This window comes from Variovorax sp. 05L425 (assembly GCF_056397705.1).
This window is the reverse complement of record NZ_JBFTNY010000008.1, coordinates 26,959-43,398: the sequence shown is the minus strand read 5'-3', so window position 1 is coordinate 43,398 and position 16,440 is coordinate 26,959. Positions and strand designations below refer to the sequence as shown.

13 protein-coding genes are annotated in these 16,440 nt (G+C 67.0%); 9 read left to right on the top strand and 4 right to left on the bottom strand.

Going from position 1 to position 16,440, the window contains the following annotated elements; translation table 11 throughout:
* Positions 1-538: 538 nt before the first annotated feature.
* From AC1DN9_RS11285 to AC1DN9_RS11275, 3 genes are read right to left on the bottom strand one after another with little or no spacing between them, the layout of a single operon-like run.
* Positions 539-1,471: an electron transfer flavoprotein subunit alpha/FixB family protein gene (locus AC1DN9_RS11285; RefSeq protein ID WP_478100097.1), complete on the bottom strand. Its 933-nt coding sequence runs from the start codon at positions 1,469-1,471 to the stop codon at positions 539-541.
* Between the two features lie 2 nt (positions 1,472-1,473).
* A complete protein-coding gene (locus tag AC1DN9_RS11280; RefSeq protein WP_478100095.1) occupies positions 1,474-2,223 on the bottom strand; it encodes an electron transfer flavoprotein subunit beta/FixA family protein in 750 nt (249 codons plus the stop codon).
* A gap of 13 nt (positions 2,224-2,236) precedes the next feature.
* The gene (locus tag AC1DN9_RS11275) at positions 2,237-3,409 is read right to left on the bottom strand and encodes a CaiB/BaiF CoA transferase family protein (protein ID WP_478100094.1); all 1,173 of its coding nucleotides are present in this window, start codon (positions 3,407-3,409) and stop codon (positions 2,237-2,239) included.
* 202 nt (positions 3,410-3,611) lie between these two features.
* Between AC1DN9_RS11275 and AC1DN9_RS11270 the strand changes: the two genes are divergently transcribed.
* From AC1DN9_RS11270 to AC1DN9_RS11230, 9 genes are all read left to right on the top strand, one after another.
* Complete coding sequence (locus AC1DN9_RS11270) at positions 3,612-6,461, top strand: winged helix-turn-helix domain-containing protein (RefSeq protein WP_478100093.1); 2,850 nt, start codon at positions 3,612-3,614, stop codon at positions 6,459-6,461.
* A gap of 81 nt (positions 6,462-6,542) precedes the next feature.
* A complete protein-coding gene (locus AC1DN9_RS11265; RefSeq protein WP_478100091.1) occupies positions 6,543-7,370 on the top strand; it encodes an enoyl-CoA hydratase/isomerase family protein in 828 nt (275 codons plus the stop codon).
* Positions 7,371-7,457: 87 nt separating this feature from the next.
* Complete coding sequence (locus AC1DN9_RS11260) at positions 7,458-8,597, top strand: acyl-CoA dehydrogenase family protein (protein WP_478100090.1); 1,140 nt, start codon at positions 7,458-7,460, stop codon at positions 8,595-8,597.
* A 21-nt stretch (positions 8,598-8,618) separates the two neighbouring features.
* Positions 8,619-9,809, top strand: a complete 1,191-nt coding sequence (locus tag AC1DN9_RS11255) for a lipid-transfer protein (protein WP_478100089.1) — start codon at positions 8,619-8,621, stop codon at positions 9,807-9,809.
* On the top strand, positions 9,806-10,246 hold the full coding sequence (locus tag AC1DN9_RS11250; protein WP_478100087.1) for a MaoC family dehydratase N-terminal domain-containing protein: 441 nt from the start codon (positions 9,806-9,808) through the stop codon (positions 10,244-10,246). Before AC1DN9_RS11255 ends, AC1DN9_RS11250 begins: the two co-directional genes overlap by 4 nt.
* A gap of 17 nt (positions 10,247-10,263) precedes the next feature.
* Entirely contained in the window at positions 10,264-10,704 is a 441-nt protein-coding gene (locus AC1DN9_RS11245; RefSeq protein WP_478100085.1) for a MaoC family dehydratase, read from the top strand.
* 110 nt (positions 10,705-10,814) lie between these two features.
* Positions 10,815-11,639 (top strand): SDR family NAD(P)-dependent oxidoreductase, encoded by an 825-nt coding sequence (locus AC1DN9_RS11240; RefSeq protein WP_478100083.1) that lies wholly within the window; start codon positions 10,815-10,817, stop codon positions 11,637-11,639.
* A gap of 80 nt (positions 11,640-11,719) precedes the next feature.
* Positions 11,720-13,606 (top strand): feruloyl-CoA synthase, encoded by a 1,887-nt coding sequence (locus tag AC1DN9_RS11235; RefSeq protein ID WP_478100081.1) that lies wholly within the window; start codon positions 11,720-11,722, stop codon positions 13,604-13,606.
* A gap of 32 nt (positions 13,607-13,638) precedes the next feature.
* Positions 13,639-14,610, top strand: coding sequence for a Bug family tripartite tricarboxylate transporter substrate binding protein (locus AC1DN9_RS11230; RefSeq protein ID WP_478100079.1), 972 nt, complete (start codon positions 13,639-13,641; stop codon positions 14,608-14,610).
* On the opposite strand, the gene AC1DN9_RS11225 is transcribed toward AC1DN9_RS11230, so the two are convergent.
* Positions 14,607-16,178 carry an AMP-binding protein gene (locus AC1DN9_RS11225; protein WP_478100077.1) on the bottom strand — a complete coding sequence of 524 codons (1,572 nt, stop codon included), beginning with the start codon at positions 16,176-16,178 and terminating at the stop codon, positions 14,607-14,609. The two genes, AC1DN9_RS11230 and AC1DN9_RS11225, sit on opposite strands and share 4 nt — an antisense overlap.
* Between the last annotated feature and the right edge of the window lie 262 nt (positions 16,179-16,440).

The window sequence follows — 16,440 nt, the reverse complement described above, 5'->3', positions numbered from 1 at the left end:
AGGACGCTTGGCGTGAGGTCGCAGCCGGCAACACAGGCGCAGCAAACCAAAACGACAGGCCACAACGATGGGCTGTCAGCCTGGCCTGGGTTCACCCGCGGCGGCTGGAACATCCACGTCAGAGAATTGAGATTGAACATGATTCAGGTCCAAAAATGCAAAAAGGCAACGAGTCGAACTCGTTGCCTTTGAGGGGGCGACTGGCGAAGTGAGCGGGCTAACTGCCCAACATGATTCGACCGCGCTGCTCAAGGGCAACGAAGGTGCGAAAGCTCGAAATCGACAAGTGCATGGACACGATGAATGCGTTCAATGTGACAGGTGGAGGCAGTCTAGGCCGACGGCAGGTACTTGTCTACGTGAAAATTACCTCGCGGAAGGCAGCGATGAGCGTCGCGTTCCCCATGAGGGACTTTCGGCTCGGCACGAATGACTGCGCGTCCAGCGCCCCCGCGCCCTGATTGCGATGCGCGCGCCGCAGCCGCGGCGCGTACTTCGAGAAGGCATTGCCGAAGAAGTGCCATGGCCGTTCTCCGGATCAGAGTGCGCCAGCGAGTTCCGGCACCGCAGCGAACAGGTCCGCTTCGAGGCCGTAGTCCGCCACGCTGAAGATCGGCGCTTCCGGATCCTTGTTGATCGCAACGATGACCTTCGAATCCTTCATGCCGGCCAGGTGCTGGATCGCGCCGCTGATGCCGGCCGCGATGTAGAGCGAAGGCGCGACGACCTTGCCGGTCTGGCCGACTTGCAGGTCATTCGGCGCATAGCCTGCATCCACTGCGGCACGGCTCGCACCCAGTGCGGCGCCGAGCTTGTCGGCCAGCGGCGTGAGCACTTCATTGAACTTCTCGCTTGAGCCGAGTGCACGGCCGCCCGAGACCACGATCTTCGCCGCGGTAAGTTCGGGCCGATCGTTCTTCGTCACCTCGCGGGACACGAGGATGGAAGCGCCCGTGTCGGCAACAGGCGCGACAGACTCGACGGCGCCGCTGCCACCGCTGGCTGCCGCTGCATCGAAGCCGGTGGTGCGCACGGTCACGACCTTCACGGCATCGACGCATTGCACGGTGGCAACCGCATTGCCGGCATAGATCGGACGCTCGAAGGTGTCGGGCGACACGACGCGCGAGACTTCGGACACCTGGGCCACATCGAGCTTCGCAGCGACGCGCGGCGCAACGTTCTTGCCGTGCGCGGTGGCCGGGAACACCAGGTGCGTGTAGCCACCGGCCACGGCCAGCACCTGCGCCGCCATGTTCTCCACGAGTTGCTCTGCAAACTGCGCGCCGTCGGCATGCAGCACCTTGGCGACGCCAGCGACTTGCGCAGCGGCTTGTGCGGCGCCGCCGGCGTTGTGCCCGGCCACCAGCACATGGACATCGCCGCCGCAAGCCGCAGCGGCGGTCACGGTATTGAGGGTGGCGCTCTTCAGTGCGCCGTGGTCGTGTTCAGCAATGACAAGTACGGTCATGATCAGATCACCTTGGCTTCGTTCTTCAGTTTGTCGATCAAGGTCGCCACGTCGGGCACCTTGATGCCGGCACCGCGCTTCGGCGGCTCGGCCACCTTCAGGGTCTTCAGGCGCGGCGCGACGTCGACGCCGAGGTCCGCGGGCGTCATCGTCGCCAGCGGCTTCTTCTTGGCCTTCATGATGTTGGGCAGGGTCACGTAGCGCGGCTCGTTCAGGCGCAGGTCGGTGGTGATCACCGCGGGCAGCTTGACCTTGACGGTCTCCAGGCCGCCGTCGACTTCGCGTGTCACGGTGGCGTAGCCATCTGCAATCTCGACCTTCGATGCAAAGGTGGCTTGCGGCACGTCCAGCAGTGCGGCCAGCATCTGGCCGGTCTGGTTGCAGTCGTCGTCGATGGCCTGCTTGCCCAGCACGATCAGGTCGGGCTTCTCCTGATCGACCAGCGCCTTCAGCAGCTTGGCAACGGCGAGTGGCTGCAATTCCTCGGAAGTCTCGACCAGGATGCCGCGATCGGCACCGATGGCCATCGCCGTGCGCAGGGTTTCCTGGCACTTCGCATCACCGCAAGAGACGGCGACGATTTCCGTGACGGCGCCCTTCTCCTTCAAGCGCACCGCTTCTTCGACCGCGATCTCGTCGAAGGGGTTCATGCTCATCTTCACGTTGGCGATGTCCACGCCCGTGCCGTCGGCCTTCACTTGCGCTTTCACGTTCGCGTCGAGGACGCGCTTGACTGCTACCAATGCCTTCACTTTTCTTTCTCCGTCAGATTGCTGTTGGGTCGGGGCGCACACCCAGGCCCTGCTGCTGCAGGCGGGCGATGGCGTCGTTGTCGAAGCCCCAGTCGCGCAAGGCCGCGCCACCGTGCTCGCCGCGTTCCGGCGCGCGCTTGGGCAGCGCCGAGGGCGTGGCGGAAAAGCGCGGCGCCGGGCCGGGCTGGATCACACCGCCCACTTCGATGAAGCTGCCGCGGGCGCGGTGCTGTGCATGGCTGGGCGCTTCGCTGAAGCCAAGCACCGGTGCCACGCAGGCATCGCTGCCGTCGAACACCTCGCACCACTGGGCGCGCGTGCGGCTTGCGAACACCATCTCGAAGGCGGCGCGCATCTGCGGCCAGCCCTTGCGGTCATGCTGCGAGGAAAGACCGGCATCCGCCAGCCCCAGCTTGGCGACCAGATCGGTGAAGAAGCGGCCTTCGACCGCGCCGACCGTCATGTATTCGCCGTCGCTGGTTCGATAGGTGTCATACCAGGGCGCACCGCTGTCGAGCCAGTTGCTGCCGCGCTGTTCTTTCCAGCTGCCCGAGGCGATCATTCCCCAGAAGACCGCACCGAGCTGGGCCGCGCCTTCGATCATGGCCGCGTCGACCACCTGGCCTGCGCCGCCGCGCTGCACGTTGAGCAGTGCCGCGAGCACGCCCATCGCCAGCAGCATGCCGCCGCCACCGTAGTCGCCCACGAGATTGAGCGGCACCGTCGGCTTGCCGCCCGCCGGGCCAATGCCGGAGAGCACGCCCGAAAGTGCGATGTAGTTCAGGTCATGGCCCGCGCGTTCCGCCATCGGGCCGGTCTGGCCCCATCCGGTCATGCGCCCGTAGACGAGGCGCGGGTTGCGGGCGAGCGCCACGTCCGGGCCGAGGCCCAGGCGCTCCATGGCGCCGGGGCGGAACCCTTCGATGAGCACGTCGGCGCGTTCGATCAGTTCGAGCGCGGTGGCCACGGCCTCCGGCTGCTTCAGGTCGAGCGTGACCGAGCGGCGACCGCGCCCGGTGATGTCGATGCGGGGGCCGCCGGTCTTGGGCGGACCCAGGTCCGAATGCGCCACGGGACGGTCGATGCGGATCACGTCGGCGCCCATGTCGGCGAGCAGCATGGTGCCGAACGGACCGGGACCGATCGCCTCGAATTCCAGGACGCGAATGCCCGACAAAACACCCATAGAAGTCTCCAGTTCGTTTCAGGAAGGCGGCGCCCGGCGCACAGGTGGCGGGGCCTGCCCATTCGATAAGACAAGTAGATCAGCCTGCGACCCCCGACACACCCACCCCTATCGGGTAGGGTGGCCCGGCAGGGGTGCACCGCTGCGTATGCTGCTGCACAATGCCCCGCTGCGCCGGCTCTTGCGCCGCCAACCGCCCCCCATGCCACCCCGCCCCGCCCCGTCCACGTCGCCGCGCGCGCAGCCAGACGCAGCGCCATCAGCCGCCTCGGGCGCCGCCATGGCGGCGCAGCGCTCAGGCGTGGGTGTCGTGGCGCGGGACCGCTTGTTGGCGCGATTGCTGGAGGCACGGCGGCTGCGCTGCATCACGGTCACGGGCCCTTCCGGCTCGGGCAAGTCGACCTTGATCGCGGCATGGCGCCAGGCGCTCGTCCCGCTGGGCGCCGATGTCGCATGGTTCACGTCGACGGCCGCTGACAACGAGCCCGCCCGCTTCCTCGACGGCCTGCTGGCCAGCGTGGCCCGCGTGGACCCGGCGCTGGTGCGCGAAGCCGGCCAGTCTCGCAGCGACAGCGTCGCGTCGGACCCCGACGGGATCGAGCGCCTCGCGATCTCGCTGGTGCGGGGCATTGCGGCACACCCGCGCGACCTGGTGCTGGTGCTCGACGATGTCCACCATCTGAGCCACCCCGGCATCCAGGACGCACTCCAGTGGCTGCTGGACTATGCCCCGCCCAACCTGCACCTGGTGCTGGCTTCGCGCGGCAACGTGCGGCTCTCGCTCGACCGCCTGCGCAGCCAGTCTCAGACACTGGAACTGGACCAGCGCGACCTGCGCCTGACGCCGGCGGAAAGCGCGCAGTTCCTGAAGGCACAGCTCGGCGACGAGATCGACGCGCGCACCATCAAGACCCTCCACGACCTCAGCGACGGGTGGGTCGCGGGCCTGCGCCTCTTCACGCTCGATTGGAAGAAGAAGCAACTCGAATCCGGCCGCGCGGCCCCGGGCGAACCCTTTGCGCGCTTGCCGGCGCGCGACGCTGCCGCCTTGACGCAGTATTTCGAGCAGGAGGTGTTGTCGCTGCTCGCGCCCGCCGAACTCGACATGCTGGTGCGCGTCGCCCCGTGCAACCGCTTTTGCGCCCCGCTCTGCGCCGCGTTGGTGAATGCCCCGAACGAGGTCGCCGCAGCCGCAGCACTGCTCGCAAGGCTTGAAAGCGACAATCTCTTCGTCTTTTTTGTCGACAACCAGTCACTGGAGCCCTGGTATCGACTGCATCCGCTGCTGCGCGACGCGCTGCTGGTCCGTTTTGCCGCGCTGGATGCGTCCACCCGGCAGGCTGTGCACGCGCGCGCCTTTGCCTGGTTCCGGGACAAGGGCCTGCTCGAGGACGCGGTTCGCCATGCCGTGCAGGCTGGGCAGCCGGCCCAGGCCGCGACGCTGATCGACCAATGCGCGCGATCGCTCATCGTGCGGGGCGAACGACGCGAACTTTTCGCGCTGCTGCGCCAGATGCCGTCGCAGCAGATCGAAGAGAGCTTCACGATGCGCCTGTGGCTGGCGCGCTCGCAGTTCTTCGAGCGGGACCTGAACGCCAGCGCAAAGACGCTCGACGGCCTTGCGCGCGACCTGCCCGCCGATGCAGCGGCGCTGCGCTTTCACGTCTCGACCCTGCGCGCCGCGTTGGCCGTGCAGCGCGACGACACCGGCGCCGCCCTGTCGATCCTGCCGCAACTGCTCGACGTGCCGACGGATGCCGAGGCGCTGGCCGTCGGTGCGCGCAACAACATCCTGTCGTGGCTCTACACGCAGCAAGGCGAATACGAGAAGGCGCGGCGCCTGCTGCTGGACGCGCCGACGCTGTTGGTCGACGGCGTTCCCCTCGTCTCGACGGCGGCGGGCAGCCTGCAAGGCCGCTGCCTCGTGGGCCTCAGCTACGCGCTCGAAGGCAAGATGACGCAGGCCGAGCGCATCTTCCGCGCCGTGGCCGCCGAGGCCGAGCAAAGCGGCAAGGCCTGCGCCGACGCCTGGTACCTCGCGCTCAGCCTGCTGACCGACGTCCTCTACGAACTCAACGACGCACGCCAGGCGCGCGCCCTGCTCGAGGACAAGGTCGGCATGCTGGAGCGGATGGCCATGCCCGACGCCGTGCTGCGCGTCTACCGGGTGCTCTCCGCGGCCAACTGGCAGGCCGGCAACCCGGTCGCGGCTTTCGCCCACGTCGAACGGCTGCAGGACTACGCCACCAGGAACAAGCTCGACCGCCTGCTCGCGCATGGGCTGGGCGACGAAGTGCACTACCGGCTGCTGCTCGGCGAGCTGACAGCCGCGGAAGCCGCGCTTGCAAAGCTCAACGCCGTCGAGGCCCGCCACGCTTCCGCACCGTCGGGTGTCCCCGACGAGATCGGCGAAGTGGCGCAACGCGCCCGCATTCGCCTGGCCACGACGCTCGGCGACTACGAGTCCGCTGCCACACAACTTGCCACGCTCATCGCGCAATGCGAGGAGCGTGGCCGGCAGCGCAACGTCGCGCACCTTCTGGTCAAGAGCGCAGCCGTCGATGCGCGGCTGGGGCGCTATGGTCCGGCACGGCAGAAGCTGCTCGATGCCTTGCGGCGCGGACACCGCCTGGGGTTGCAGCGCAGCCTGCTCGACGCGGACCCGTCGGCCCGCACGATGATGGGCGAACTCGCCCAGACCGAGTCGCTCGACCCGGTGCTGGCCTTCTACATCGAGCGCCTCCAAGCCATTCGCGCCCGGCCAGACATGCCGGCCAACGAAGCCGAGGCCGGTTCGGCCGCGCGCAATGCAGCGGCCGTTGAACTCGAGGACTTCAGCGACCGCGAGGTCGAGATGCTGCGCCTGCTGGCACAAGCCATGCCCAACAAGAAGATCGCGCGCGCGCTCGGCCTCTCGCCCGAAACGGTGAAGTGGTATCTCAGCCGCATCTACGGCAAGCTGCGCGTCTCCGGCCGCGACGAGGCCGTCGCGCGAGTGCGCGACCTGGGCTGGGACGTCGAAGGCCCGTCAGGCGTCGCCGCGCCAGCCTGAAGCGCGCCACCACCCGGCACGGGTGGGTCCTTTGCAGAAGGTGCGCCGGATCATGGCGCACACCGATGCAACAAGGGTCCTATGCCGAGCGAAATCATCCCGCTGCGCGAGTCGCAGCTCTCGATCGAAGAAGACGGCGTGGCCCTGTTCACGCACCAGCGTGCCGCCGCACGCAACGCGCTGTCGATGGACTTGCGCGCCGACTACAAGGACATGCTCACCCAGGTCGAGAACGATCGCCGCGTGCGCGCCCTGGTGCTCACCGGCTCCGGCGGAAGTTTCTGCGCCGGCGGTGACCTCAAGGGCCGCTTGACCAGCACCGATCCGGACTTCCGCACCGCCGACGCCCTGCGGCGCCGCGTGCAGGACGGCCATGGCTGGATCCGGCGCCTGCATTCGCTCGAAGTGCCCGTCATCGCCGCGGTGGATGGCCCGGCCGTCGGCGCGGGCTTCTCGGTTGCGCTGGCCGCGGACTTCATCCTGGCCTCCACGCGCGCCGTGTTCTGCATGTCCTTCCTCAAGATCGGGCTGATCCCCGACTTGGGCGCCTTTCACTTCCTGCCGCGCGCAGTCGGCCTGCCGATGGCCAAGGAACTGGCGCTCACCGCGCGCCGCGTGAGCGCCACCGAGGGCAAGCAACTGGGCTTTGTCCACACCCTGCACGAACCTGATGCGCTGTTGCCCGACGCGATGCGCTTCGCCCGCCGCTTCATTGCTGGCCCGCGCGAGGCCATGGGACTGACCAAGAACCTGATGAACAAGAGCTTCGAGACACCCTACGCCACCCTGGCGGACCTGGAGTGCAACGCCCAGGGCGTGGTCTCGACGACGCCCTATCACGACGCCGCCATCGAAGCCTTCCTGCGCGGTGAACCGGCCGTCTTCGACTGGGACCGCAACGCGGATTGATCCGCCCCCCATCCGGAGTGGGGGTCACCCGCCCCCCGAGGATTAACTTCAGAGCCTGAGAACAGAGACCCTGGTGGAGACAAATTCATGCAAGTGACCCGCAACGTCTTCCGAGACGACCATGAGATGTACCGCGAGACGGTGCGCCGCTTCATCGAGCGCGAATGCCTGCCGCGCCAGAAGGCCTGGGATGCCGCCGGCAAGGTCGATCGCGAGACTTGGCTGAAGGCCGGCCGCGAAGGCTTGCTGTGCGCATCGCTGCCGGAGGAATACGGCGGTGGCGGCGGCGACTTCGGCCACGCGGCGGTGTTCGGCGAGGAGTTCGCACGCTCGGGCGTCAGCGGCCCGGCCTTCGGCATGCACTCGGACATCATCGCCCCGTACATCCTGCGTGCCGGCACCGAAGAGCAAAAGCAGAAATGGCTGCCCGGCGCCGCATCCGGTGAAATCATCCTGGCCATCGCGATGACCGAGCCCGGCACCGGCAGCGACCTGAAGGCCGTGCGCACCACCGCTGTCCGCGAAGGCGACGAATACGTCATCAACGGCAGCAAGACCTTCATCAGCAACGGCCTGATCGCCGACCTGATCATCGTGGTCTGCAAGACCGATCCCGCGGCCGGTGCCAAGGGCATCAGCCTGATGGCGGTCGAGGCCACACGCGCAGGCTTCCGCCGCGGTCGCAAGCTCGACAAGGTGGGCCAGTACGCGCAGGACACGGCCGAACTCTTCTTCGACAACGTGCGCGTGCCGGTCGCCAATCGCCTCGGCGAAGAAGGCAAGGGCTTCAGCTACCTGATGGGTGAATTGCCGCAGGAGCGCTTCACGATCGCCATTTCGGCCGCCGCGCGGCTGGAGCGGGCACTGCAGACCACGATCGACTACGTGAAGGACCGCAGGGCTTTCGACCAGACCGTGTGGGACTTCCAGAACACCAAGTTCAAGCTGGCCGACGTCAAGGCGCAGACGGTCGCGGTGCGCACCATGATCGACTACTACATCGGCGAACACATGCGCCGCCGCCTCACGCTCGAAGAGGCCGCCATTGCGAAGCTCTTCGCGACCGAGACGCTGGGCAAGGCGCTCGACGAAATGGTGCAACTGCACGGCGGCTACGGCTACATGCTGGAGTACCCGATTGCACGCGACTTCGTCGACTCTCGCGTGACCCGCATCTACGGCGGCACCAGCGAAGTCATGCGCGAACTAATCGCTAGAAAACTCTGATTCAACACCCCAAGGACCAACATGACAAACAAGGTTTTCGTCGCCGGCGTCGGCATGATCCAGTTCAAGAAGCCGGGCACCAGCGAGCCCTATGACGTGATGGGCGAGCAGGCCATCCGCGCGGCGCTGGCCGATGCCGGCCTGGACTTCAGCGACGTACAGCAGGCCTATGCCGGCTACGTGTACGGGGACTCCACCTGCGGCCAGAAGGCGATGTACCGCGTCGGCATGACCGGCATCCCGGTGCTCAACGTCAACAACAACTGCGCCACCGGCTCGTCGGCGCTGTTTCTCGCACGCCAGGCGGTGCAGAGCGGCGCGGTCGACTGCGCCCTCGCCTTCGGCTTCGAGCAGATGAACCCGGGCGCGCTGAAGTCTCGCTGGGATGACCGCGCGCCGGCGCTCGAACGCGCCCAGAAGGTGGTCGATGAGTTGGTCGGTCGTCCCGAGCTTCCATCGGCCATCCGCCAGTTCGCCGGCGCCGGCCGCGCGCACATGCAGAAGTACGGCACCAAGCTGGAGACCTTCGCGAAGATCCGCGCCAAGGCCAGTCGCCACGCCGCGAACAACCCGCTCGCCGTGTTCCGCAACGTCGTGTCGACCGAGGACGTGATGGCCTCGCCGATGCTGTGGGACGGCGTCATCACGCGCCTGATGGCCTGCCCGCCGACCTGCGGCGGCGCCGCGGCGATCGTGGTCTCCGAGGAATTCGCGCGCAAGCGCGGCCTGCGTATGGACGTCGTCATCGCCGGCCAGTCGCTCACGACCGACCTGCCCAGCACCTACGACGCCAAGGACATGATCCGCGTCGTCGGCTTCGACATGACCCGCCTGGCCGCGCAGCAAGCCTATGCCCAAGCTGGCGTGGGCCCCGAAGACATCGACGTGATCGAACTGCACGACTGCTTCGCGCAGAACGAACTGCTGACCTACGAAGGCCTGGGCCTGTGCGGCGAAGGCGAAGCCGAGAAGCTGGTCAACGATGGCGACAACACCTACGGCGGCCGCTGGGTCACCAACCCGTCGGGCGGCCTGCTCTCCAAGGGCCACCCGCTCGGCGCCACGGGCCTCGCCCAGTGCTACGAGCTCACGCACCAGTTGCGCGGCACAGCAGACCAACGGCAGGTCGAGAACGCGAAGGTCGCGCTGCAGCACAACCTGGGCCTCGGTGGTGCAGGCGTCGTGACGATCTACAAGAAGGTGTCCGCATGATCGACAAGAAGCATATCGGCATGAAGCTGCCGGTCTACAAGGCGACGGCCGAAGCGGGCCAACTGCGCTTCTTCGCCAAGGCCATCGGCGAGACGAATCCGATCTACATCGACGAGTCCGCCGCTCGCGACGCGGGCCACCCCGGCCTGCCGCTGCCGCCGACCTTCCTGTTCTCGCTGGAGTTCCAGATCCCGTCGAACGCATGGCGCGACGAGCTGGGAATCATCACCTCGCGCATCCTGCACGGCGAGGAGACCTTCAAGTACCACCGCATGGCTTACGCGGGCGACACGCTGCAGTTCGAGACGCACATAGCCGACATCTACGACAAGAAGGGCGGCGCCCTGAGCTTCGTGGTTCGCGAGTCGCGCGTCACCAACCAGCGCGGCGAACACGTGGCCGACTTGCGCAGCGTGCTGGTCCACAAGAACGCATGAAGGCAGGAGCACACACCATGAGCCAACCCACATTCGCGGCCGTCAATGTCGGCGACACCTTGCCGGTGCTGGAACTCCCGGCGATCAATCGCACCACGCTGGCCCTGTTCGCCGGCGCATCGGGCGACCACAACCAGATCCACATCGACACCGACTACGCCCGCAAGGCCGGCATGGTCGACGTGTTCGCGCACGGCATGTTGTCGATGGCCTATCTCGGCCGCCTGCTCACGCAGTGGGTCGACCAGCGCCAGTTGCGCAGCTTCGGCGTGCGCTTCACCGGCATCACGCACCTGGGCCACAAGATCACCTGCAGCGGCAAGGTGGTCGAGAAATTCGAAGCCGACGGCGAACAGCGCGTGAAGCTCGAAATCGAAACCCGCAATCAGTACGGCGAAACCAAGATCGTTGGCGACGCGGTCATCTCACTCACCCCCAGGTTGGCTCACTTCGTGTAGCCGCCCACCCCCTCGCCGGGGGCAACACCAGCGGCCCGGCGAAGCCGGTTCCGCGGTGTTCCCCGCACAGAGCCGAATCCATCTTCAATCAATCAACTTAGGAACAAGACATGGGAACACTCGACGGCAAGGTGGCACTGGTCACCGGTTCGGGCCGCGGCATCGGCCAGGCCATCGCGATGAAGCTGGCCAGCCAGGGCGCACGCATCGTCATCAACGACCTCGACGCCGATCCGGCGCATGAGACGGTCGAGCTGCTGAAGAAGAGCGGTGCCGACGCCGTGGCCTGCCCGGGCAACGTCAGCGCACCGGACTTCGCCGAGCGCTTCGTCAAGACGGCGATCGACAACTACAAGGGCATCGACATCATCGTGAACAACGCCGGCTTCACGTGGGACGACGTGATCCAGCGCATGACGGACGAGCAGTGGTACGGCATCCTGGACTGCCATCTCACCGCACCCTTCCGCATCCTGCGTGCCGCCTACCCGGTCATCAAGGCGCAAGCCATGGCCGACCAGGAAAAGGGCATCGAGAACTTCCGCAAGATCGTCAACATCTCTTCCACCTCGGCGCTCAACGGCAACGCCGGCCAGATGAACTATTCGTCCGCCAAGGCCGGCGTGATCGGCATGACGCGCGCACTGAGCCGCGAATGGGGCCGCTTCAAGGTCAACGTCAACGCCGTGGCCTTCGGCCTCATCCACACCCGCATGACGAGCGCCGACGCCAAGGCCGGCGCCACGATCAACATCGAAGGCAAGGACATCCGCGTGGGCCTGAACCCCGAGCTGCTCAAGTCGCACGCCCAGCGCAATCCGCTGGGCCGTGGCGGCACGCCGGAAGAAGCGGCCGGTGCGGTGTACCTGTTCTGCCTGCCCGAGTCGAACTACATCACCGGCCAGGTCGTGGCCGTGGCTGGCTCGCCGCAGTAACTGCGCGTTGCGTGGGGGCGTCGGCGGGCATCGCGCCTGCTGACGCAAGTCGATCTCAAAGAATTCTGGAGACAAGCCGCATGACCACCCTCGCCACCGAAGCCATCGCGCCACCCCCGGCACGCTACCGGCCGGTGCCCTACGAGATCCGCAAGGCCGTCTGCGAACAGCGTGCGGACGGCACGCTGATCCTGCGTTCGCCGATTGTTCCCAAGGACACGGGTCGCACTGGCTTTGCCGGCTTCATCCCGCATTGGGCCGAACGGCGCGGCAACGCGCCGGCTTTCAGCGAGCGCGACGCGCAAGGCGCATGGAAGCGCATCACCTGGACACAGATGTGGCAGCAGGTGCAGGCGGTCGGCGCCTCGTTGCTCGAACTCGGGCTCGGCCAGGGCCGCCCGCTGGTGATCCTGTCGGCCAACTCGCTCGAACAACTCGTGCTGCTCATGGCGGCCGAGTACGTGGGCGTGCCGGTCGCGCCGGTGTCGCCGGCCTATTCATTGCTGAGCCGTGACTTCGCGCGGCTCAAAGGCGTTTGCGAACTGGTGCCGCCTGCGGCCCTGTTCGTGCAGGACGCGGCCACTTTCGAACGGGCGATCTCGGCGCTGGGTTGCCCCGACGCACCAGTCATCGCCGTGCATGGCGCCGCGGCGGGCCAGCATGCGTGGGCTTCGCTGTCGTCCATTGAACTCACGGCACAACGGCGCGACAAGGTCGCTGCCGCGCACGCGGCGATCCGCACGGAGGACGTCGCCAAGATCCTCTTCACCTCCGGCTCGACCGGCGTTCCCAAGGGCGTGCCGATCAGCTACAGCAACCTGCAAGCCTGCGCAGCCAACCTTTCGAACATGTTCGCGACCCTGGCGGAGAAGGAAGAGCCGCCGGTCTTTCTTGACTGGCTGCCCTGGCACCACGCATTGGGCGGCGTGCTCAACATCGGGCGCTCGGTGCTGCTCGGCGCCACGCATTACATCGACGACGGCAAGCCGCTGCCGGGGATGTTCGAGCGAACCGTGCGCAATCTTCGCGAGGTCTCGCCGACCGTGCTGACCAGCGTGCCGGCCGCATGGGCCATGCTGGCCGCCGAACTCGAGCGCGACCCGCAACTCGCGCGCAGCGTGTTCGCACGCGTCATCAACTTCGGCTACGGCGGTGCGAGCCTGCCCAAGGACGTCAACGAGCGCATCCAGCGTGTGGCCGAGCGCACGGTGGGCGAGCGCATCGTCTTCGGCACCGGGCTGGCATCGACCGAGACCACCGGCGTGGGCACCTACCGCACCTGGGTGAGCGACGACCTGGCGAACATCGGCGCACCCGCACCCGGCACCGAGCTCAAGCTGGTGCCGCTGGATGGTGACCGCTACGAGATCCGCATTCGGGGCGCCCACAACTTCTCGGGCTATGTTGCGCGGCCCGACCTCACCGCGGCGGCCTTCGATGAAGAAGGCTTCTTCAAGCTCGGCGACGCCGTGCGCCTCGTCGACGTGGCGGATCCTGCCAAGGGCATGCGCTTCGACGGCCGCGTGGCGGAAGACTTCAAGCTCGTCAACGGCACCTGGGTGCGCACGGGCTCGATCCGCCTCGGCCTGATCGAGCGCTGCGCGCCACTGATCACCGACGCCGTGATCTGCGGACATGACCAGAACTACATCGCGGCGCTGGCGTGGCCCAACGCGGCCGCCTGCCAGAAGCTCCTGCCCGAACTCGCAGGGCTGGGCGCCGCCGAAATGGTCTCCCACCCGGCCCTTGTCGATGCGCTGAGCGAGCGCCTGCGCAAGGACGCAGGCAGCGCCAGCCTGCGCGTCGAGCGGCTGATGCTGATGGCGGAGCCGCCCTCGATGGACGCCAACGAGATCGCCGACAAGGGCTACGTCAACCAGGCCACGACGCGCTCGCGCCGGGCTCATCTGGTCGACGAACTGTTCCAGCCGCAGCCCGGCGCCCATGTGGCGCGCGCGTGCGCGTAGGCCAAAGCAAGTCAACAAAACCGGAGACAAAAATGCGCACCGTGAAAGCTCTCATCGGCATCGCCGCCATCGCCAGCAGCGCCCTTGCCTTCTCGCAGGACTACCCGACAAAGGCCATCACCCTCGTCGTGCCCGCGCCTCCGGGCGGCGCGACCGACGTGCTGGCCCGCGTGCTGGCCGAGGAAATGGGCAGGAACCTGAAGCAACCCGTCATCGTGGACAACAAGCCCGGCGCCTCCGGCATGCTCGGCGGCTCGATCGTGGCGCGCGCCCAGCCCGACGGCTACACGCTCTTCCTGTCGCACGCCACGCCGATCTACTACGCGCAGTACATGTTCGCGAAGGTGCCCTACGACGTGAAGCGTGACTTCGCCCTCATCACCGAGGTCTGCTCGGCCAGTCTGGTGCTCGCAGTCGGCAAGGACGTGCCCGCGCGCAACATGAAGGAGTTCGTCGCCTGGGCGCACTCGCAAAATGGCAAGGTGAACTACGGGTCCTTCGGCGTCGGCTCGTCGAGCCACCTGCTGATGGCCTACCTCGGCGAGTCGCGCCACCTCGACATGACCCACGTCGCCTACAAGGGTGAGGCGCCGATGATCCAGGACATGATCGGCGGCCAGATCCCCGTGGGCATCGGCACGCTGGGCTCCATGGCGCCGCACATCGCCAGCGGCAGCCTTCGCCCGCTGGCCATCATCGGCGACAACCGCCTGTCGGAAATGCCGAAGGTGCCGACGATGTCGGAAGCCGGCTTCCCGGACGAGGAGTTCAGGCCACTTGGGGGTGTGATGCTGACCGCGCCTGCAAAGACCCCGGCGCCGGTCCTCGCAAGGCTCGAGAAAGAGGCGCGTGCCGCGGTGCAGACGACGGCGATGAAAGCCCGATTCCAGACCTACGGGCTTGTCGCCATGGGCAACAGCTCCGCCGAATTCCGCAAGAACCTCGAAGCGAGCGGCCCCATCATTCAGAAGCTGGTCCAAGTGTCCGGGGCGAAGGTTGACTAACTAACCTGCCTCTCCCGCCCGGCCCAGTACCGGGCGCGGAGAGCCTTCTTGTCGACCTTGTCCAACGCAGTGAGCGGCAAGGCTTGGACGAACTCCACGGCCTTCGGCGCCTGCACCACGCCTTTGCGCTCGGTGACGAAAGCAATCAGGTCATCGACCTCTACGCGCGCACCGTCTTTCTTCACCACCACGGCCATCACCGCCTCGCCCCACTTCTCGTGCGGCACGCCGATCACGGCCGACAGCGCCACGGCCGGGTGCTGGGCGAGGCAGTTCTCCACCTCGCTCGAATACACGTTGAAACCGCCCGTGATGATCATGTCCTTGGCACGGTCGACCAGGTACAGGTAGCCATCGGCGTCACGGCGCGCCATGTCGCCGGTATGCAGCCAATCGCCGGCGAAAGCCTTGGCGGTTTCCTCGGGGCGGTTGAGGTAGCCCGACATCACCAGCGGACCCCGCACGCACAGTTCGCCGATCTCTCCGACGGGCACCTCGCGCTGGTCGGCATCGAGCAGGCGCACCTGGTTGCCCGGCAGGCTTCGGCCGCAACTGCCCATGAGATGCGGGCGTTCAAGATCGTGCTCGTCACGACGCAGGTAGCTGATGGTCATGGGCGCCTCGGCCTGGCCGTACACCTGCCCGAACACTGGGCCGACACGCCTCAGCGCCTGCCGCAGCCGTGCAGGTGCCATCGGTGCGGCACCGTAGAGCACCAGGCGCAGGCTCGTGAAGTCGTGCAGATCCAGTTCGGGCGAATCGAGCAGCCCGTAGATCTGCGTGGGCACCAGGAAGGTCGTCGTGATGCGTTCGGCCGCGACCATCTTCAGAAATCCGCCGGGCGTGAAGCGGTCGAGCAGATGCACGGTGCCGCCCTGCAGGAAGGTCGTGAGGATCATCGCACCCGCGGCGTGCGAGACCGGCGTGGCCGCCAGGAAGCGCACCTCCTCGGGCCACTCCCATGAAGCGAGTTGCTGCAGGGCCGACGTCACCACCGTGCGCTGGTGATGCACGATGCCCTTCGACTTGCCGGTGGTGCCGCCGCTGTAGGCGATCTTGAGAATGTCGTCCGGCCGCACGTCCAGTTCGATGTCGCTGCCGTCGAGTCCGGAGGACGCGGCCAGCAGGTCGGTGCCGAAGCCGGCCGGCCCCAGCGTGAGCACGCGCGGCACGATCCCGCGCTGCGCCAGCGCCAGCCCGCGATCGGCATGCCGCGGCACATCGACCACCAGCGCCTTCACGTTCGCATCGACCAGGATGAAGGCCTGGTCTTCTTCCGAGCCCATGGGATGCAGCGGCGTGTAGGTCAGGCCCATCAGATGCGCCGCGATGATGGTCGCCACCGACTCGGGCCGGTTGGTCGCGAGCACCGCGATGCCGTCCTGCCGCTGCAGGCCCATCGCCTGGAACCAACGCACCATGCGGTGGCAGGCCTGTTCGAGTTCCCGATAGCTCATGCGCACGCCGCCGCCGACCAGCGCCTCGCGCGTCGCGAAGCCCTTGAACGCGGAGCGGTACAGCTCGGCGAAAGTCGAGCCCTGGTTGAGGGGATTGTGGTACGTCGGCATGGCGTGGATTCCAGGGCTTGACGTCCGGACGGTCCCGCCACGCGCCTCGCGTGCGCCATTTCACCAAGCCGAGCGGGAGACTTCCGAACGATGAGAAGTGCGTTGGAGTAGATAGCCGGCGGGTCGCGATGTGACCACCCTGGTCGGGGGGTGCACAGCCCCATGCAGCCAGCCACCCGGCAGTCTGAACGCTTGGGGTACGCACATCAGCCTCATCGAGGATGATGAGACTATCTCCATTTGTGGATTGCAGCCGGAGTCG